This is a genomic window from Halopelagius fulvigenes, assembly GCF_055398025.1.
Genome location: NZ_AP043846.1, coordinates 2,373,855 through 2,392,789, shown reverse-complemented (window position 1 = coordinate 2,392,789; position 18,935 = coordinate 2,373,855). Strand labels below are relative to the sequence as shown.

Genomic DNA, 18,935 nt, shown 5'->3' with positions numbered 1-18,935 from the left:
GATGACCGACAGACGCGCCCAAGCGCACACCTTGGAGGCCCTCGCCGCGGGCATCCTCCTGCTTTCGAGCCTCCTCTTCGCGCTTCAGGTGACGGCGGTGACGCCGCTGACCGGCAGTACGTCGAGTCAGCACATCGAGAACCAGCAGGCGTCCATCGCCGACGGCATCCTCGCGTCGGAGGCGGCCAACGGGACGCTGAAGCCGACGACGCTCCACTGGAACGCCTCGGGGTCCGACTGGCACGGCGCGACGAGCGACGGCTACCCCCTCGGCGGGCCGCCGACGCCGTTCGGGACGGTGCTGAACGAGACGCTCGCGGATAGAGGCATCGCGTTCAACGTGAACGTCTACTACACGCGGAGCGACGAACGGCGGCGGATCCGGATGGTCTACCTCGGGCAACCGAGCGACCACGCGTCGGTGGCGACGCGCACCGTCACCCTCTACGACGACGACGAACTCCTCGACGCGGACCGGAACCCGACGGGGACCACCGTCTCGGAGACGACGGAGTTCTACGCGCCCGACGCGTCGCCGGACTCTCCGCTGTACAACGTCGTGGAAGTGGAGGTGGTCGCGTGGCGGATGTGAGGCCGCGGCGGCCGCCGACCGACGCCCGACGGGGCGGGAAGTCCGCCCGCGGACGCCGCCGCGACGACAGGGGACAGCTGATGCTCGTCGCCGCGTTGGCGCTGGCGGTGCTTTTCGTCTCGCTGGCGTTACTCCTGAACACCGTCATCTACACGGGCAACCTCGCCACCCGGTCCGTCGGCGGTAACTCCGACGCCGTCGCAGAGTACCGCACCGCCGCGACCGACGCCGCCCGCGAGTCGCTCCGACGGGTGAACGCCGACCACGACGCCGACTACTCCGAACTGGAGACCACGTTCGGCGCGGCGATGCGCGACTGGGACGCCGCGACGAGTCGGCACCGCGCCGTCGCGAGTTCCGCGACGGAGGCGCGCGTCGTCTCACGGACCAACGGGACGCGACTCCGACAGGACGACTTCGGCCGGTCGTTCGTGAACGAGTCGGGGGCCGAGAACTGGTCGGTCGCCGAGGGTATCGGCGCGTACCGCGACTTCTCGATGACCGTCAACCGATCGACGCTGACCTACGTGGGGGGCCTCGACCCGACCGACGCGTCCGTCCTCGATTCGGCGGGCGTGTTCAACGTGACACTCGAAACTGCCGCGGACGAGCGGTACACGGCCTTCGTCGGCACCGACGGGACGAACGTCGTCGTCTCCGTGTTCGGACCGTCGGGGACGCACCGCGACACCTGCACCGCCGCGACGGGCGGCGACGCGACGGTGGACTTCTCGAACGGCACCGTCGGCGGGGCGGACTGCGAAGCGCTCACCTTCGAAGACGACGCCGCCGACCCGTTCACGCTCCGGTACGAGAACGGCGACGCCGCCGCGGGGACGTACTCGCTCGTGACGGACACGCCGTACGTCGAGTACGACGAGGACTTCGCCGACTCTGCGGGCAGTACGCCCTACCGGACCTACGCGCTGTACGGCGTCGAACTCGAACTGACGTACCGAACGTCCTCCACGTACTACCAGTCGAACGTGACGGTGGTCCCCGATGCGTGAGCCGAGCGACCGCCGGGGGCCGTCGCTCGCCGCCGTCGGGGGAACGGACCGCGCCGTCTCGACGGCCATCGGCTACGTCCTCACCCTCACCATCACGGCCATGCTCGTCTCCGGACTCCTGTTCGCGGGCGGGCAGTTCGTCGAGAACGAGCGGGAACAGGTCGTCCGCGAGGAACTCTCGACGCTCGCCGAGCAGGTGGCCGCGAGCATCGCCGACGCCGACCGCACGGCGGCGGGAGACGACGGGAGCACCGTGCGCGTCGCCGCGGACCTCCCGACGCGCGTCGCCGGGAACGCGTACCACGTGGAGGTGTCGAACGAACCGACGCCGGCCGGCGAACCGAACCGGACCGTCGTCACCCTCACGGACACCGCAGACGGCGTCTCCGCGTCGGTGACGCTCCCGACGACGCACGAGGCGGCCCCGCGGACGGTGCCCGGCGGTTCGCTCGTCGTCGTCGTCCGCGACGCCGACGGCGACGGCGACCGGGAGTTGGTGACGACGACGGAGTCGCTGTCGCCGGACGACCCCAGTAACTCGCTCGACCGCGAGGCGGCGGCCGTCGGCCTCGTCCGCCCGGCGGCGTCGGACCGAACGGAGAGAGTACCCGTGAATCACAGAGACACCATGCCCGAGAGCCGAATCGACCGGAGGCCCGCCTCCGGCGGCGTCGAACGCCCGGAAACGCCCGCGGAGGTGGCCTGAGATGGACCGCGCGCAGTCGTCCACCATCGCCGTCGTCCTCCTCGTGGGGATGACCGTCACCGCCGCCGGACTGACCGTCGCGCTCGGGTCGACGGCCATCGACGGGACGGCGCGGACGACGGAACTCAGTCGGGCGGAACACGCGATGACGCTGTTCGACGCGCGGACGGCGATGGTCGGCCTCGGAGAGACCGGCGGCCAGTCCGTGACGCTCGGCCGCGCCTCCGGGGGAACGTACGCGGCGTCGCCGGACACCGGTCGGATAGTCGTCAGACACAGGAACTACACCGGGACGTACACCGAGGAACTGTACAACCGGTCGCTCGGCGAGGTGACGTACACGAACGGCGACACCGTCGTCGCGTATCAGGGCGGCGGCGTCTGGCGGCACACGGACAACGGCACGGTGATGGTGTCGCCGCCGGAGTTCCACTACCGCGCCGCGACGCTCACGTTACCCGTCATCCGCGTCACGTCGGCGGACGCCTCCGGCGGGCCGTCGAGCGCGTTCGTGAAGCGCGAGAGCGAGACGCTCCGCGTCTATCCGAACCGGAGTTCGACGTACGAGCACGGGTCGCTCCGCTACCACAACCCCGTCAGAAACGGGACCGTCTCGGTCGAGGTGCAGAGCGCCTACTACCGGGGGTGGGCCGACTACTTCCGCGAACGGACGACCGGGAACGTCACCGTCGACCACTCGACGCGGACGGCCACCGTCGTCTTGGAGACGGTCGGAGAGGTCGGGAACTTCGCGCTCCCCGCGAAGGACGACGGCGTCGAGGTTCGCGGGAAAGCGCCCGGCCACTCGGTGGACCAGTTCGACGTGGACATCGCGCAGTCGGGCGGGTCGTTCAACAACATGAAGTTCTCCTTCTACGCCGAGAAGGAGGGCCGCAAGTACGAGGTGCTCCTCCGCGTGGACAAAGACCGCGGGAACTGCGGCGTAAAGAGCAGCGACACGCTCACGATGTGGGTCCTCTACGACGACCCGAACGACGGCAAGCCGAAGCACGTGTGGGTGAACGACGGCATCCCCGCCGACAGCGGTCCGATTCGCTTGGAGTGCGACGGCAAGGACACGCGCATCGTCGCGGACTACCTCACGGACGACACCTCTCTGGAGATGACCAACGACACGTCGCTCCCGTCGAAGACGGGCCTCGCGTGGGACGAACCGAGTGCGGACTCGGTGTCGTTCAACCACTCCGGGTACGACGGCGAGAACAAGACGCACACCGCCGACGGGAGCACCGAGACGGTCGGCAACCTCTCGCGTCACTACCTCACGGCGATGGGGTCGGACTTCAAACTGAAGGTGTACCACGGCGGCGGGTCCAGCGGTACCGCCCACGTGGACGGAAGCGGGTCGTCCGGCGCGCTCTACTACGACACCTCCACCGGATCGCGGTACATCACCTACCTCCACGTGACCGAGAACAACGTCAGCGTCCAGTTCCGCTGAGTTCGGACCCCGATTCCCCTTTCCTCTCCGTCCGCCTCGGACCCCGCCTCACTCGAACGTAGTCGTGAGTTTCACGTAGACGAGGTGGAGTCGCCGCACGTCCGTCTTCGTACAGGAGACGCGGTTCGGGTCGTCGCCGTCCAGTTCACAGGAGAACCCCTCGGACTCGAAGTACTCGCCCCAGACGGGCGCGTACTGCGACGTGACGTTCACCGTCACCTCGTCGTACGTCCCGGACTCCGCGACGAGAACGTCGCGGACGGACTGCTCGGTTCGGATGCGGACCGTCTGCGACCCCGCGACGACCGGCGACCCGCGCGGTTCGAGTTGGACCACCGTGAGCACCGTCCGGTCCTCGTCGAGGACGTTGGCCGGCGGGCGAACCATCCGCCCGTTCCCCACCGCGCCGTCGTCGCGGATGACCGCGCCGCCGATGTACCGGATGCGGCCGGTTCCGCCCGCCTCGAAGGTGAGCGGTGAGAGGGTTATGTTCCCGGTGGAGAAGTCGCGGGAGTCGCTCACCCCCGTCCGGTAGTCGCCCGTCACGTTGACCTGCGCCTCCCCCTCGGTGCGAAGCGACGCGTCGGCGAGTTTGATCTCCGTCCCGCGACTGGGCGCGCCGCGTTGGCTCACGTCCTCGACGTTGTCCGCGAACACGTCGAACGCCCGTTCGGCGTTGTTCAACCGTTCGTAGTCCCGCACGTCCGTCAGTTCCTGCGCCCCGACCGCGTACACGAGGCCGACGGACGTCACGATGAGCGAGAAGATGAGGACGAAACTGATAGCCTCGCTGACGCCGCGCCGGTCGGTCCGGAGTTTCACGCCTACGCCTTCCTCGGCACCCTCATTAAGTCTGAGTGTTAATTCCACGACAAGAGACTGTCGTAGCGTTTAGATAGGTATCGCGCGACTACCTCGAATATGTCGAACGCCCTCCTCGGCCGAGAGCTCTCCTCGGCCGCGAAAGTCGCAATCGCCGTCGCCCTCGTCGTCTCGTTCGCCTACTCCGTCGTCATCGCCGGACAGATTCTGCTGTGGTTCTCCCTCGTCTTCCTCGCCGTCGCCATCGTCATCGGAGTGCGACTGACCTCTGCCTTCCTCCGACTCGCCGATTCGGTCGAACGAATCGCGGACGCGGTAGAGCGAACGGACGCGGAGACGACCGAACGCATCGCGGACGCGGTAGAGGAGACGGACCGCGAGCCGCGGTGAACGCCCGGTCCCGCGCAGTCACCCCTCCGTCGGCGCGCCCGCGCGCGCCCCCGCTGCCGTTCCGTCCTCGCCGAAGTCGATGACCGCGAGGAACGCCCGCACCGCGTCGGTGAAGAAGGCCGGGTCGTCGAGGTTCGAGACGTGCCCCGCGCCGGGCACCTCGCGGACGGTGACGCGCGCGATTTCGGACTCCATCTTCGCCGCGTGCCGCCGGACGAACGACGGTTCGCGCTCGCCGTACAGGACCAGCGTCGGGGCGGCGATGGCGGCGTACTCGACCTCCGTCTCGTGGAAGGTGGCGACGGCGCGAACCACCTTGGCGAACTCGGCCGTCTCCAGCTTCGGCCCCTCGGCCCGGAGCCCCTCTATCCGCTCGTAGTCGCCGCTGACCCCCTTCGAGAACCGCTCGTGGAGCCACACCATCGCCCGTTCGACCCGTTCGTAGCCGACGAGTCGGACGAACGGGACGGCGGCCCGGAGCATCGCCGACCGCTGAAGCCACTCGCGCCGGTCGAACAGTTCCGGCGTGAACGTGTCGGCGAGCACCAACCCGGCCACCTCGTCGGGGTGGGCGGCGGCGTACACCTGCGCGATGCATCCGCCCATCGATAGCCCGCAGACGACGGGCCGGTCGAGGTCCAAGGCGGCGACGAGTGCGCGGAGGTCCTCCGCGAGGAGTTCGACGGAGTACGACTCCCTCGCCGACCCGCCGGTGCGGCCGTGGCCGCGAACGTCGTACGCGACGGTCGTATACTCGCCTTCGAGGGCGTCCACCTGCGGCGTCCACTGCGCGGAATCGAGGATAGCGCCGTGGACGAACACGACGGGCGGGCCGTCTCCGCGTCGCTCGTAGTACGTCTCGACGCCGTTCGTTCGGACGGTGGGCATGGGATACCGTAGCGCTCGTAACGAGATGAACTCGTCTACGGGGGCGCGAACGCGGACGGGCGCGGAGAGGAACAGTAATGCGGCCGTGTCCGCACGTCGTTCGCATGGGCTCGGGCGAGACGGAGACCGAACGGGCGTCCGCCGCCGACGGCGGGGCGTTCGCGCCCGCCGCGGCCGGACCGTTGCTCGCGGCGTCGCTGTGGGGCGGCATGTACGTCGTGAGCAAGTGGGGGTTCGCCGCCGTCCCGCCGGTGACGCTCACGTTCCTGCGCCTCGCGGTGGGGGCGGCGACGCTCCTCGCCGTCGTCCGCCTGACGCGGCCCGACCGGTCGTTCTCCGCGTCGGAGCGCCGGCAGTTCGTCGGATTGGGCGCGCTCGTCGGCCTCACCTTGGTCGCGCAGTTCGTCGGCACGGACCTCACGAACGCGAGTCAGGGGTCGCTCCTGACCGTCTCGACGCCCGTGTTCACCCTCCTCTTGGGCGTCGCCGTCTTAGACGAGTCGCTGACGCGGCGGCGAGCGGTCGGGATGGCGTTCGCCGTCGTCGGAACGCTCGTCGTCGTCGCCGGGCAGTACGACCTCTCGTCGCTCGGCGGGTCGAACCTCGCCGGCGTCGCGTTCCTCCTCCTCGGGAGCCTCGGGTGAGCCGGCTACACGGTGTACGGCGCGCCCATCGTCCGCCGGTACTCGGCGATAGAGGCGGCGACGTACTCGACGGTCGCCGCCGTCCCGATGGTCGCCGTCTTCGTCCCCGTGGAACTGTTCGTCTTCGACGCGCCCGTGACGACGACGGTGACGCCGACGCTCGCCGCCGCCGTCGTCTACCTCGGCGTCTTCAGCACCGCCGCCGCGTGGTACGCGTGGTACAAGGGGTTGGAGTCGCTGGACGCCGGGGTCGTCGCGGTGTTCTTCTTCGCGCAACCGGTCGTCGGCACCATACTGGGCGTGACGCTCCTCGGAGAGAGCGTCGGCCCCGCGTTCGTCGCCGGCGGCGTCGTGATGGCGTTCGGCGTCTCCCTCGTCAGTACCGACTGACGCCGGATCCCGCCCCGTTCTTCCCGTCGCCGCGTCGGAGGACGACGGCGACGACGATTCGAGAGAGCGTCTTCACGGCGAGAGAGACGCGCCCCGCGGAGATAACGTGGAGCGCGATTCTCCGGATTCGAGAACGTCACTGGCCCGGGCGCGGACCGTTCGCGCGAACCGATTGCGTTTTTCCGCCGTCCCGCGAACGCCGAGGTAATGTCGAACGACTCCGACGAGGAACCCCGCGTTCCCATCGTCTGCGACGAGTGCGAGACGACGTCCCGCGTGCCCCTCCCGGAGGTGGCCGACGCGGTAGCGAAACACAACGACCGGTTACACGACGGCGAGGACGTGGCCGGAATCGACCCGGAGATCATCCGTCACGTCACCGACCTCGCGGCCGAGGACCTCGGTCTGACCGGGGACGGAGAGTAGCGGCGCTCTCGGGACGGTCGAAGGAGAATCGAACGGGGAATCGAGAGAAATCGCGCGCCGCAGAGTGGCAAACCGACCGGAGATTATCGTTCGTCGTGCGACACGAGCCACGAGTAGATGCGGTCGAAGCGGGGACCGCGGGAGACGATGCCCGACTCGGGGTCGTACTCTAACACGTCCCGTTGGGCGAGCTTCGGGACGTGGACGTGGTGGAGTCTCAGTTCGAGTTCGTCGAGCGCCGCCGAATCGGTCGCGGACGCCGGGTCCTCGCGGGCGAGGAGGCGTTCGCCGAGGCCGCCGATGGAGACGGGTTCGCCGACGCGCCCGAGGACCAACAGGAGGGTGCGTCGTTGGCTGTCGGCCAAAAGCGTGAACTTCTCGTCTAACGTCAGCGGGTCGAGCGTCGCGCGGGGGGACTCGGTTGTGCCACTCATCGTGTGCGTAGAGAGTTACTACGGGGGGTTAAGGCTATCACCAAAGTGTTTAGGAGAGGTCAGTGGACCGGCCCGGACCGCTCGAAGAGGGCCGCGAATATCTTGTTTTCGGCCGATCGGATGTGCTGGGAGAACGTCGGCGCGGAGATGCCCAGCGAGTTCGCCACCTCCTGACCGCTGCTCTCTCTGGGCCACTCGAAGAATCCCGAGAAGTACGCCGACTCGAGGACGCTCCGCTGTCGGTCGGTCAACTCCTCGTTGAGTGCCGAGACGATCCGGTTGGGTCCCCTCTCCGTGCGGTCTACCTGCCGTTGGGCGCGCACCCTCGCGGCGGGGTACGCCGACTGGACGCGTTCGATGGCGTCCCGCACGTCGGTTCCGACGGGGAGGTGAACCGTCATCTGGTAGTCGCCGTCGCGAATCACCGCTCGGTGGACGTAGCCGCCGAGCGACGCCATCGCCATCAGCACCGGCGGTTCCTCCAGTCGGGCCTCGAACCGCACCCGCCCGACGTCCTCGCCGACGACGCGGACTGACGTCCAATGGGGGACGCTCTCGACGATGGCCTCGATGGTTTCGACGCCGCCCTCGTCGGCCGTCCCGTAGACGAGGTAGTCGTCGTCGGTCGGAACCGCCTGTTCGAGCACGATGTCCCCGTCCGTCGCGGCCGGGATGTTCAACTCCGAGAACACGTCGGGTATCTCGAAGTCCACCTCGATTATCTGGTCGCTGGTCAGGGCGCGCTTGCGTTCGACGGCGGCGATGGCGTGGCCGACGATTTCGCCGAGTTGACCGATGACCACCTGTTCCTCGTCGGCGAACGCGTCGGGGCGCGCCGCGTACACGTTCAGCGTTCCGTAGACGACGCCCTCGTGGACGATGGGGATCGACGCCGACGACTGGTAGCCGTACGTCTCGGCGTTCGACCGCCACTCCTCGTACTCGGAGTTTTTCAGCACGTTCCGGGCGACCTGAATCTCCTGCGTCCGGAACGCCCGCCCCGTCGGTCCGCGACTCGACGGGCGGTCCTCGTCGACCGAGATGCTCGTCCCTTCGAGGTAGTTCTCGACGCCCGCCTCCTGTCGGACGTACACCTCGTCGCTCCCGCGCGCGACGGCCCCGACCCACGCGAACTCGTATGACTCCGACTCCGCGAGGGCCTCGCAGACGGTCTTTTCTATCTCCTCGCGGGTGGACTGTTCGATGACCGCCTCCGTCGTCTCCCGGACGACCGCGTTGAGGCTGTTCAGCGCCGTGAGGCGGTCGGTGTTACGTTGCCGTTCGAGTTCGTTGCCCACCCAGTTGCTGAGGATGTCGACGAACGTCACCTCCCAGTCGGTGAACGCCTCGGTTCGCTCCTCCGTGCCGTAGAAGCAGAACGTGCCGTACACCTCCCCGTCGACGAACACCGGCGCGCCGAGGTAGTTCTCGACGCCCAACGTCTCGTCGGCGAGTTCCGGCGCTTCCTCCGCGACGCTCCGCACGGCGAGCGTCCGTGCGCTGTCTACGACGTGCTTGCAGTTGGGGAGTTCCGCCACCGGCACCGACTCGCCCGCCCGGAGGTCGACACCCTCGGGAACGTCCACCGCATCGAAGATGTACTTCTCCTCCCGCACCCGCGAGAGCGTCGCGTAGTCGGTTCCCAACGCCTCCCGGACGACGCCCAAGAGGTCCTCGATTCGTTCGTCGAACGAGAGGTCGGGGTCCGCGATTATCTCGTAGGCGTTGCGCAGGGTCCGTTCGCGCTTCTGCAGTTCCGCCCGCTGGTCGACCAACTCCCGTTCGTACGTTCGGCGATCTATCGCGGCCGCGAGGACGTACGCGACGCTCTGCAGGAAGCTCGCGTCTCGCTGCGTGAACATCCGCCTCTCCGCGTCGTGGACGCCGAGAATCCCCCACGGGTCGTCCCGCGGACCGACGACGACGGTCATCCCGCTCTTGATTCCGCGCTCCGTGAGAACGGGGTTGTCGAATCGCGTCTCGTCGTCGAAGTCGTCCACGATGACGGGGTCGGCGGAGCGGAGCGTGTAGCCCGCTTGGCGATTCTCGTCGGCCCTCGTCAGCGCGGAGCCGACGGCTTCCTCGCTCCACCCGACGCCGCCCCTGAGGAGCAGACTCTCCCCGTCCGGTTGCAGGTCGAGGACGCCGCAGTAGTCCATATCGAGCGTCTCAGCGACCGTCTCGGCCACGTGCTGCGCGAGAGCGTCTATGTCGCGTTCGGAGAGCGCACGCTGGCCGAGTTCGGCCACGACGTTCTGTTGTCGAACCCGCTCGTGGAGTTCGCTCTCGTGTTCGACCCGGGCGTACGCCGCCTCCGCGTTCGCCGCGAGCACTTCGACGAGTTCCCGCGTCTGTTCGTCGAGGACGTCGGACTCGGTGGACCCGACGGCGAGGACGCCGTAGTCGCCCATCGGGACGCCGAACCCGCTCCGGACTCTCGTCACCGATCTGTCCACCTGCAGCGTCGGCGACTCGCGGATGTCGTCGTAGTACTTCGCCTCGTCCGTCGTGAAGATGTGGCCGATGAGGCTCTCGTCCCTCTCGGCCACCGGCGGGAACTCGTGGCGACTGATGCCCGCCTTCACCGACTTGGCGTCCGCGACGAGGTGGTCCTCCGCCTCGTCGTACCGGTAGACGACGACGCCCGAGAGGTCGAGTACGTCCGTCGCCGCGTCGATGATTATCTCGCTCACGTCGTCGTCGGAGACGGCGTTCAGGAAGGCGCGCGAGGACTCGTGGAGTGCGGTCAGCGTCTCCTCGAACTGCTTTCGCTCCGTCACGTCGCGGACGACGCCGCAACGGCCGTACACCCCGTCGTCGTACTCGTAGGGGCCGAACCGGGCCTCGACTGGGACCGTCCCGCCGTCCTTCCGCATCACGTCGAACTGGAGGGTTCCCTCCGTCTCGCCGCCGGACAGCATCTCCGCTTGGAGTTCGTTCGCCGCTCGGTTCACCTCCACGCTGTTGACGAGCGTCGGGTGCTCGCCCAACAACTCGTCGCGGTCGTACCCGGTGAGTTCGCATATCGCCTCGTTGGCGAGGACGATCTGGCCGTCGGGGTCGAGGGCGTAGAGGCCGTCCCACACCGTCTCGACCAGTTGCTCGTACCGTTCGAGCTCTCGCTGTCTCTCCTTTCGCTCCGAGATGTCGCGGACGACGCCGACCGTCCCGCGGAACTCGCCGTCGCTCACGAGGGGCGTGAACGTGCTCTCGACGGGGAGGGCGCTCCCGTCTCGCCGCCGCATCTCGAACTCCATCCGACCGCTCTCCTCCTCGCCGTCCGCTATCGCGTCCTCGAACTCCTCGAGGCGTTCGGTCACGTCCTCGCCGACGATGAGCGAGTAGTGCGAGCCTTCGAGCTTCTCGCGGTCGTACCCGGTCATCTCGGCGCAGGCGTCGTTCATCCGACGGAACCGCCCCTCCTCGTCGAGGACGTAGACCCCGTCGCCCACCGTCTCGACGATGGTCTCGTACTCCTCTAACTCGTGTTGGCGCTCCTTCCGGTCGCCGATATCCTGAAAGTAGACGGAGAGTCCCGTCTCCGAGGGGTACGCGCGCACCTCGAACCACGTCCCGACCGACGTCGAGTAGTGTTCGAAGGTTACCGACTCCTGTCGCTCCATCGCGCGCTCGTACTCCGCCCGGAAGGGCGAGTTGGCGGCGTGTTCGAACTCGTCCCAGATGCGCGCGCCGAGCAGTTCGGACGCGTCGCGTTCGAGCATCTCCTCCGCCCGGTCGTTGACGTGCGTGAACCGCCACTCCTCGTCCAGCGCGTAGAACGCGTCCGTCACGCGGTCGAACACGTCCGCGAGCTCCGACTCCAGCTCGTCGCGGCGGCGACTCAGCCGCCGCGTCTGCTCTTCGAGTCGGGTGATGTCCGTGACCGTCGCGACGACGTAGTTCAGCTCGCCGTCGTCGCCCCCGAGGGGAGTCGCGTTTATCGACAGCCACCGCCGTTCGCCCCCCCGCGTCTCGATTTGGACGTGCTGGTCCGTGACGGGCTCGCCCGTCTCGATGGCCCGCACGCCGGGGCGTCGCTCGTACGGGAGGGGGTCGCCATCCCCGTCGAAGAATGTCCTATCGCCCATCTCATACCTGTCGAACGCGTCGGGCGAGAGGTCGAGCAGCTCCGCCATCCGCTCGTTCGCCTTGGCCAATCGCCCGTCGGGCTCGAAGACGGCGATACCGATGGGGCTGGTCTCGAACACGCGGTCCCGCAAGTCGCGCTCCTCGCGGAGCTGACGCTCGCGTCGACGCCGTTCGGTCATGTCGCGCGCGACCGTCGCGAACCCCTGTAGCTCGCCCTCGTCGTCGCGAATCGCGGTGACGGTGACGTTCGCCCAGAACTTCGAACCGTCCTCGCGGACGAGCCACCCCTCGTCCTCCGTCCACCTGGTTTCGGCCGCCTCGACGAGGTTGCGGTGGGGGACGCCCGCCTCCACGTCCTCGTCGGTGTAGAACGTCGAGACGTGTTCGCCGACGATGTCGTCTTCGTCGTACCCTTCGAGCCGTTCGGCCCCCGAGTTCCAACTCTCGACGTACCCCTCGACGTCGAGTCTGACGAGCGCGTACCCCTCGATGGCCTCCACGAGCGAACGGACCTCGGTCTCGCGGTCTCGCAGCTCCCGTTCGGTCCGCTTCCGCTCCGTGATGTCCGTGACGACGCCTTCGAGCGTGGCCGGGTCCGCGTCCCCGTCGGCGCTCTCGCGGCCGACCGGTTCGACCGCCCGCCCGCGTTCCGCGACCCACTGCGTCTCGCCGTCCGCGGTTCGGATGCGGTACTCGACGGTGAACGTCTCGCCGCGTTCGACGCCCCGCCGAATCTCCTCTCGCACCCGGTCGGCGTCGTCCGGATGGACCGCGTCGTCTCCCCAGCGTCTCGTTCCGGAGACGAACTCCTCGGGGTCGTAGCCCGTCAGCTCGGCGCACTCGTCGCTCAGGAACTCCATCGGCCGCCCCGGTTCGTTCCGGCAGCGGTAGACGACGCCGGGCACGTTCTCGACGAGGCGGGCGCGCGCCCGTTCGGACCGTTCGAGGGAGTCGGCGGCGTCCCGTCGGGGCGTCGCGTCGCGGACGACGCCGACCGTCCCGCGAAACTCGCCGTCCGCGCGGAGGGCGCTACACTGCAGTTCGCAGGGGACGCTCTCCCCCCGCGCCGTTTCGAGGGCCAGCTCCAACGTGGCGACAGCGCCGCCGCCCTCTCGAAGCGTCTCGACGACGTTCTCGAAGTGAGAGGCGCCGTCGTCGTCGAGGAGCACCGAGACGCGCTCCCCGAGCAGACCGTTCTGCCCGTAGTCCAGCATCTCGATCAGAACGTCGTTGACGGCGACGAACCGCCCGTCCGAGTCGAGCTGATACACCCCGTCGGCGAGCGAACTCGCGAGCGCTTCGAACCGCTCTCCGACCTCGGATTCGCCGTCGGTTCGCCGGAAATACTCCGGGGTCTCTTCGGAGTGCTTCACCATACGATATCGGGGGACTGACACGGGATAAACCCCTTGTCCGTCGCTATTTCGTATGTTTCAGGGATTCTGACCCGGCGGCGCTTCCGGGGCGTTCCGCCCAGAAAATCACGCGGCATCTCAGCTGGTGTCTTGCTCGGAGAACGTGAACCACCAGTTCTTCTCGTCGGCGATATTCACGCCGTTCTGCACCCACTCGCCGTTCGACGGCCGGACGACGTGCGTCGTCCGACTCGCCACGAAGGAGATGGGCGGCCGGTCGTCGCCGCGAAAGCCTGTCTTCCGCATCGACGACTCCGGGAGGACGGCCGGGGCGGCCAACAGGTCCGAGTCGGCGTGGTCGACGACCGCCCGGCGGAGCAACGCCTCCAGTCCGTCGCTCGCCGGGTCCGGCGGTACCGGCACCACGTCCGTCACCTTCGTCGTCGTCGGCCCAGGACCGACCGAGGTGCCGACGACCATTCCCGCGACCGGTTCGCCCGCCTCCTCCGCGACGTACGCGACGTACTTCCACTTCGGGTTGTCGAACCGCCAGTCGTAGAACCGTTCGTCCCGGAGGGCGTGGATTCCGCGCTTCGGCGCTCCGTCGCCTATCGCCGCCATCGTCGCCGCCGGGACGGACTCGTACCGCCTGACGGTGACGCCCTCCCCGGACGCCGCCCGAGCGTTCGACAGTCGGTTGTACCCGCTGAGCAAGGGGTCCAGGACGGCGCCGCCGACGGACGCCAGGGCGTCCGAATCGCGGTGGCGGGCCAACTCGCTCGGGTTCTGAATCCGGTAGTACGTCGGTTGCTCCGTCACCTTGCGCCACCCGAGGTTCAGGTAGCCGGAACTGGAGTTATCGTTGGGGAAGTTGAAGAAGAAACTCGGTTCCGCGCCGCCGTACTCCTCGATGGCCGTCTCCGTCATTCGGGTGAACAGGCCGCGCCGGCGGTGGTCGGGGTGGACCATCGTGTCCGCAGGCTGAAGCGCCAGTCGTCGCTCACCCCCGACGGACATATCGAGCGCGAAGAACGGTCGCGCGCCGACGAGCGTTCCGTCCGCCTCGGCGACGAATATCGGCACGTGATCCACGTACGGATTCTCCTCGTACTTCCACGCGAACCACCGCCGACCGCGCTCGGAGTCGAAGGTCGCAGAGAAGAGATCGAGAAAGTCGTCCACGTCCTCCGCTCGGAAGGCTCGGATGGTGTACTCGACTCGGTGTGCCTCTGAGTGACTCACGAGCCGTCTCTACGGAGGCGTGGGGGATAGTTATCGGCACCGTAGCGCCGAACACGTCGGATGGTGCAGACGTTAGTCGAACCGGCGCGGCGGATCGGACCACCGTTTCACGTTTCCGCCGAGTTTCAGACGCCCCGCTCGGAGCGTCTCGGCGCTTGTCTCAGATTAATCAACAGTCAACGGTGACGGTAGCGCAGTCCCGGAACTATCGTTCGGTGACGCGTTCGGGGCGTCGGTCGGATCCACGCTCGGACGCTCGTGCGGTCCTCCGGAGGTCGAACCGGGTTCAGTCTCCGCGCTCGTCGGCGGTCTCTACCGCGGGGAGCGTAAACGAGAACGTCGCCCCCTCGCCGGGTTCCGACTCGACCCAGATCTCGCCGCCGTGACGCTCGACGATTCGCTGACAGAGCGCCAACCCGATTCCGGTGCCGGGGTGTTCCTCGTGGCTGTGGAGTCGTTGGAACACCTCGAAGACGCGGTCCTGACCGTCGGGGTCGATGCCGATGCCCTCGTCGCGCACCGAGATCAGGTGCTCCCGTCGGTTCCGTTCCGCCTCGACTCGGATTCGCGGCGGTTCCTCGCCGCTGTACTCGATGGCGTTGCTCAGCAGGTTCTGAAACACCTGCTGGAGCTGACTCGCGTCGCCGTACACGGCGGGGAGCGGTTCCGCCGTTGTCTCGGCGTCGGTCTCCTCTATCTGCATCTGCAGGTTTTCGAGCGTGTCTCCGAGAACGTCGTTCAGGTCGGTTGGTTCGAGCGGGTCGCCCTGCGTATCGACGCGCGAGTACTGGAGCAAGCCGTCGATCATCTCGCGCATCCGCTCTGCGCCGTCGACGGCGAACTCGAGGAACTCCTCGCCGTCCTCGTCCAGTTCGTCGCCGTACCGCCGTTCGATGAGCGAGAGGTAGCTTGACACCATCCGGAGCGGTTCCTGGAGGTCGTGAGACGCCGCGTACGCGAACTGCTCTAAGCGCTCGTTAGACTCCTCCAGTTTCCGCTGGTACTCCTTGCGTTCGGTGATGTCGTGACCGATGGTCATCCCGCCGAACACCTCGCCGTCGACGTCGGTGATGGGAACCACGTAGACTATCCATTCTCGGTCGGCGTACTCGAACTCGATCTCCTGCGCCTCGCCGTCGAGCGCGGCCTGATACGCGGATTCGAGCGCGTCGGAGACGTGGTCGGGCCACACGTCCCCGACCAACTGCCCCTCCACGTCGGTCGGTGCGATCGGGAGTTCGTCGAACGCCCGCCCCGCGGCGAGCGAGTACCGAAGGTCGTCGTCGAACAGCGTGATGATGCCATTCGGGATGTTCTCGGCGAGCGTCCGGTACTGCTGTTCGGACTCTGTGAGTCTGCGCTCCCGCTTCCGACGCTCCGTGATGTCGCGGGCGACGGCTACCATGTACTCTCGGTCCAACTCGACGCACGTCACGTTGACCTCCGCCGGGTACGTGGTGCCGTCCTTCCGGACGTGCACTCCCTCGGCGGTCACCGCGCCCTCCTCCCGCACTTCTTCGACGTGGGCGTGCCACTCTTCGATGTCGGCGAACCGCCGTTCCATGTCGGGGACCGACAGTTCGAGCAGTTCGTCCCGGTCGTACCCGAGGCGACGGCAGGCGGTTTCGTTGACGTCGATGAAGTCGGCCGTCTCCGGGTCGATGACGAGGACGCTATCGGTGGTGTTGTCGAGTAGCGTCCGGAACAGTTCGAGCTCCTGTTCGCGCTCCTTCCGTTCGCTCACGTCCCGGAAGTAGACGGAGAGGCCGGTCTCGGAGGGGTACGCGCGCACCTCGAACCAACTGTCGAGCGGTTCGGGGTAGTACTCCTCGAAGGAGACCGTCTCCTGTTCGTACATCGCCCGCTCGTACTCCGACTTGAACGCCCGACTGAGCGTGGCCGGGAACAGTTCCCAGATGTTCTCTCCGACCAGCGTCAGCCCCTCCGGGTTGATGAGTTCGTGGGCTCGCTCGTTGAGGTAGGTGAAGTTCCACTCCTCGTCCAACGCGAAGAACGCGTCCGAGATGCGGCCGTAAATCTCCTCCAGTTCGCGCCGCGTCTGGCGGTTCTCTATCGCCGTCGCGAGGACGTTCGCGACGCTCTGGACGAAGTTGGCGTCGTACTGCGTGAACTCGCGTTCCTCGGTCGTGTGCGTCCCCAGCACGCCCCACGGGTTCTCGACAGATCCGATGACGACGCTGATGCCGCTGACGACGCCGTGGTCGGTGAGCAGTTCCGGCCCGGAGAAGCGCTCCTCGGTCCGCAGGTCATCCACCACGACCGGCGCTTCCGAGAGGAGCGTGTACCCCGCCTGCGAGTCCCGGTCGGTCGGAACGGTCGCCGACCCGACGAGCCCGTCGCGCCACCCGACGCCCTGTCGAAGGAACACCTCCTCGCCGTCGGGGAGCAACTCCAGTACCTTCGCGTACTCCACGTCCAACGTCTCGGCGACGGCGGCGACGGCGTCGCGCATCAGCTGGTCGAGGTCGTCCGTTTCGAGCGCTCGCTGACCGAGTTCCGCGACGACCTCCTGTTGGCGGATGCGGACCGCCGACTCCACATCCGCGTCAGGAGACGAAGTCATTCAGGTCATCTATCGGCGGGCGCTGTATAAGCGCTTCTGTCAATACGCGTGACACCGCCCGCCTCCTCCGAACCGGCCCCGACGAGCGGTGCGCGAACTTCGCGAATTCTATATTCCTCGAACTCGTCGCGTCACCCGTGGAACCGGACGACAACCGTCGCGGCTGGGCCGAACGCTCCGGAGACTTCTCCCCGGAGTACTACGCGCGGATCGGGCCGAACGAAGTCAGCGAGACGCTCCTCGCGGTATTCGAACACTACGTGGACGACGACGCCGACGTCCTCGAAGTCGGCTGCAGCTCCGGTCGCCATCTCGCGCACCTCCGAGACAACGGGTACGAGAACCTGACCGGCATCGACATCAACGACGAGTCGTTCGACGTGATGGCGGAGTACTTCCCGGAACTCGCCGAGACGGGGACGTTCTACACGGGCGCAGTCGAGGACGTCGTCCCCGAGTTCGACGACGACGAGTTCGACGTTATCTACTCGGTGGAGACGCTCCAGCACGTCCACCCCGAAGACGAGTGGGTGTTCGAGGAGTTGATTCGCGTCACCTCGGACCTGCTCATCACCGCGGAGAACGAGGGCAACAGCCCCCACCGCGGACGAGAGGGCGCGGAAGTCAGTTACGTCAACGACGAGTTCCCCCTGTATCACCGCAACTGGAAGCGCGTCTTCTCCGAGTTGGGCCTCGCGCAACTCCTCTCGGAACCGGGGAAGCGGGATACGGTTCGCGTGTTCCGGGTTCTGTGAGGCCCCGCCTCAGGGCGCGGGCACGGGCGAGTCGTCGCCGTCGCGTTCCTCGCGCAGTCTGGTCTGGTCGGGCTCCGGCAGTTCCTCGAATCGACGGGCCGCCTCGAGAATCGGAGGGACGAGAGCGGGATCGCCGGCACTGGGGATGGAGGTCATCCCCTGCGAGAGCGCGTATCGGAGGCACTCTTCGAGGTCGTCCGGGTCGTCGTAGGGTTCGTACCACGTGTCGTACGGTCGCTCCTCCTCCGGGACGTCGTCGGGCCACGGTCGCTTCGCGAAGGCCTTGATGCAGAGGGTTCCCAGCCCTCGTTCGCGCGCGAGGTCGAGAACGGAGCGGTAGTCGTACTCGGGGCCCTCGCGAGCGTCGAGGGTGGCGTTGAACGGGAACATCACGGTTTCGAGCTCCGGTATCCGTTTAATGGCGCTCCGGACGAGGCTCGGGTCGCCGTGGCTCGTCAGACCGATGTGGTCGATTATCCCCTCCTCTTTGGCCTCCTCGAACGCCCGGAGTGCGCCGCCGTGGTCGCCCTCGCCGCGTCCGCGACTCGCCTCGCCGGTGATGGCGTCGAGTTGGTCGTATCGAGTCACCGCGTGGAACTGGAACAGGTCGATCGTGTCGACGCCCAACCGGTCTAACGACCGTTCGAGCGACCCCCACGCCCCGTAGTAGGACCGCTCCTGCGTCTTACAGCCGAGGAATATCTCGTCGCGGTGTTCGTTCAGCTTCGGCGCGAGTTTCACCTCGGCGTCGCCGTACGACGGCGCAACGTCGAAGTGGTCCACGCCGGCGTCCAACACCGACTCGACCATCTCGTTCGCGTCCTCCTGGTCGAGGTAGTTCAACGCGATGGTTCCGAACGTCAGCACGGAACTCTCGTGGCCGGTGTCGCCAAGCGCACGGGTCTTCATACGTCGCGTACGGAAGCGAGACGTAAAATTGTGAACCCGAAACAGTAGCCGCCTGCATCCAGCGGTGCTCGAACCGATCACACCACGACGGGCGAAGGAACCGTACCTCGAAGACCGAACCGCCCCCGGCGACTCCTCCGGACAGAGTCACGACTACCGCACCGAACACCACGACTCCAGTGTGCCGATGATACGAGTCTGACGGGCTTCCTCGCCGTTTGGCTCGGGTGCGTGCGA

General features: G+C 67.4%; 15 protein-coding genes and 1 pseudogene. 9 read left to right on the top strand and 7 right to left on the bottom strand.

Annotated elements, in window-relative coordinates; all coding sequences use genetic code 11:
* Position 1 precedes the first annotated feature (1 nt).
* The 4 genes from ACZ522_RS17140 to ACZ522_RS17125 are packed head-to-tail and all read left to right on the top strand — an operon-like array spanning position 2 to position 3,770.
* Positions 2-592: a DUF7288 family protein gene (locus ACZ522_RS17140; protein ID WP_379696866.1), complete on the top strand. Its 591-nt coding sequence runs from the start codon at positions 2-4 to the stop codon at positions 590-592.
* Entirely contained in the window at positions 580-1,602 is a 1,023-nt protein-coding gene (locus tag ACZ522_RS17135; protein ID WP_379696869.1) for a DUF7261 family protein, read from the top strand. Before ACZ522_RS17140 ends, ACZ522_RS17135 begins: the two co-directional genes overlap by 13 nt.
* A complete protein-coding gene (locus tag ACZ522_RS17130) occupies positions 1,595-2,308 on the top strand; it encodes a DUF7266 family protein (RefSeq protein ID WP_379696871.1) in 714 nt (237 codons plus the stop codon). The genes ACZ522_RS17135 and ACZ522_RS17130 overlap by 8 nt, the downstream gene beginning before the upstream one ends.
* A 1-nt stretch (position 2,309) precedes the next feature.
* Positions 2,310-3,770: a DUF7289 family protein gene (locus tag ACZ522_RS17125; protein WP_379696874.1), complete on the top strand. Its 1,461-nt coding sequence runs from the start codon at positions 2,310-2,312 to the stop codon at positions 3,768-3,770.
* Positions 3,771-3,818: 48 nt separating this feature from the next.
* Here the strand turns inward: ACZ522_RS17125 and ACZ522_RS17120 are convergent, their stop codons facing one another.
* Positions 3,819-4,592 carry a DUF7289 family protein gene (locus ACZ522_RS17120; protein WP_379696876.1) on the bottom strand — a complete coding sequence of 258 codons (774 nt, stop codon included), beginning with the start codon at positions 4,590-4,592 and terminating at the stop codon, positions 3,819-3,821.
* Positions 4,593-4,691: 99 nt separating this feature from the next.
* Here ACZ522_RS17120 and ACZ522_RS17115 point away from each other — a divergent pair, with 99 nt between their 5' ends.
* A complete protein-coding gene (locus ACZ522_RS17115) occupies positions 4,692-4,982 on the top strand; it encodes a DUF8066 domain-containing protein (RefSeq protein ID WP_379696878.1) in 291 nt (96 codons plus the stop codon).
* An 18-nt stretch (positions 4,983-5,000) separates the two neighbouring features.
* On the opposite strand, the gene ACZ522_RS17110 is transcribed toward ACZ522_RS17115, so the two are convergent.
* Entirely contained in the window at positions 5,001-5,870 is an 870-nt protein-coding gene (locus ACZ522_RS17110) for an alpha/beta fold hydrolase (RefSeq protein WP_379696881.1), read from the bottom strand.
* A 209-nt stretch (positions 5,871-6,079) separates the two neighbouring features.
* Between ACZ522_RS17110 and ACZ522_RS17105 the strand changes: the two are divergent.
* Both ACZ522_RS17105 and ACZ522_RS17100 read left to right on the top strand, forming a co-directional pair.
* Positions 6,080-6,904: pseudogene (locus tag ACZ522_RS17105) on the top strand (DMT family transporter).
* Positions 6,905-7,111: 207 nt separating this feature from the next.
* Positions 7,112-7,330 carry a hypothetical protein gene (locus ACZ522_RS17100; protein ID WP_379696883.1) on the top strand — a complete coding sequence of 73 codons (219 nt, stop codon included), beginning with the start codon at positions 7,112-7,114 and terminating at the stop codon, positions 7,328-7,330.
* Positions 7,331-7,413: 83 nt separating this feature from the next.
* Here ACZ522_RS17100 and ACZ522_RS17095 read toward each other — a convergent pair whose 3' ends face one another.
* The 4 genes from ACZ522_RS17095 to ACZ522_RS17080 form a co-directional block, all read right to left on the bottom strand.
* Positions 7,414-7,764, bottom strand: coding sequence for a DUF7344 domain-containing protein (locus ACZ522_RS17095; protein WP_379696885.1), 351 nt, complete (start codon positions 7,762-7,764; stop codon positions 7,414-7,416).
* A 59-nt stretch (positions 7,765-7,823) separates the two neighbouring features.
* A complete protein-coding gene (locus ACZ522_RS17090; protein WP_379696888.1) occupies positions 7,824-13,229 on the bottom strand; it encodes a PAS domain S-box protein in 5,406 nt (1,801 codons plus the stop codon).
* A 117-nt stretch (positions 13,230-13,346) separates the two neighbouring features.
* Complete coding sequence (locus ACZ522_RS17085) at positions 13,347-14,450, bottom strand: GNAT family N-acetyltransferase (RefSeq protein WP_379696890.1); 1,104 nt, start codon at positions 14,448-14,450, stop codon at positions 13,347-13,349.
* 286 nt (positions 14,451-14,736) lie between these two features.
* Positions 14,737-17,034, bottom strand: a complete 2,298-nt coding sequence (locus ACZ522_RS17080; RefSeq protein ID WP_379696893.1) for a PAS domain S-box protein — start codon at positions 17,032-17,034, stop codon at positions 14,737-14,739.
* Between the two features lie 137 nt (positions 17,035-17,171).
* Between ACZ522_RS17080 and ACZ522_RS17075 the strand changes: the two genes are divergently transcribed.
* Positions 17,172-17,789 carry a class I SAM-dependent methyltransferase gene (locus ACZ522_RS17075; protein ID WP_379696896.1) on the top strand — a complete coding sequence of 206 codons (618 nt, stop codon included), beginning with the start codon at positions 17,172-17,174 and terminating at the stop codon, positions 17,787-17,789.
* Positions 17,790-17,798: 9 nt separating this feature from the next.
* On the opposite strand, the gene ACZ522_RS17070 is transcribed toward ACZ522_RS17075, so the two are convergent.
* Entirely contained in the window at positions 17,799-18,698 is a 900-nt protein-coding gene (locus tag ACZ522_RS17070) for an aldo/keto reductase (protein ID WP_379696899.1), read from the bottom strand.
* A gap of 64 nt (positions 18,699-18,762) precedes the next feature.
* On the opposite strand from ACZ522_RS17070, the gene ACZ522_RS17065 reads away from it, so the two are divergent.
* A complete protein-coding gene (locus tag ACZ522_RS17065) occupies positions 18,763-18,900 on the top strand; it encodes a hypothetical protein (RefSeq protein ID WP_379696901.1) in 138 nt (45 codons plus the stop codon).
* The last annotated feature ends 35 nt before the right edge of the window (positions 18,901-18,935 follow it).

Coding starts and splice junctions, on each gene's coding strand:
- ACZ522_RS17140 (WP_379696866.1), top strand. CDS start 2: ATGACCGACAGACGCGCCCAAGCGCACACCTTGGAGGCCCTCGCCGCG.
- ACZ522_RS17130 (WP_379696871.1), top strand. CDS start 1,595: ATGCGTGAGCCGAGCGACCGCCGGGGGCCGTCGCTCGCCGCCGTCGGG.
- ACZ522_RS17125 (WP_379696874.1), top strand. CDS start 2,310: ATGGACCGCGCGCAGTCGTCCACCATCGCCGTCGTCCTCCTCGTGGGG.
- ACZ522_RS17115 (WP_379696878.1), top strand. CDS start 4,692: ATGTCGAACGCCCTCCTCGGCCGAGAGCTCTCCTCGGCCGCGAAAGTC.
- ACZ522_RS17110 (WP_379696881.1), bottom strand. CDS start 5,870: ATGCCCACCGTCCGAACGAACGGCGTCGAGACGTACTACGAGCGACGC.
- ACZ522_RS17100 (WP_379696883.1), top strand. CDS start 7,112: ATGTCGAACGACTCCGACGAGGAACCCCGCGTTCCCATCGTCTGCGAC.
- ACZ522_RS17095 (WP_379696885.1), bottom strand. CDS start 7,764: ATGAGTGGCACAACCGAGTCCCCCCGCGCGACGCTCGACCCGCTGACG.
- ACZ522_RS17090 (WP_379696888.1), bottom strand. CDS start 13,229: ATGGTGAAGCACTCCGAAGAGACCCCGGAGTATTTCCGGCGAACCGAC.
- ACZ522_RS17080 (WP_379696893.1), bottom strand. CDS start 17,034: ATGACTTCGTCTCCTGACGCGGATGTGGAGTCGGCGGTCCGCATCCGC.
- ACZ522_RS17070 (WP_379696899.1), bottom strand. CDS start 18,698: ATGAAGACCCGTGCGCTTGGCGACACCGGCCACGAGAGTTCCGTGCTG.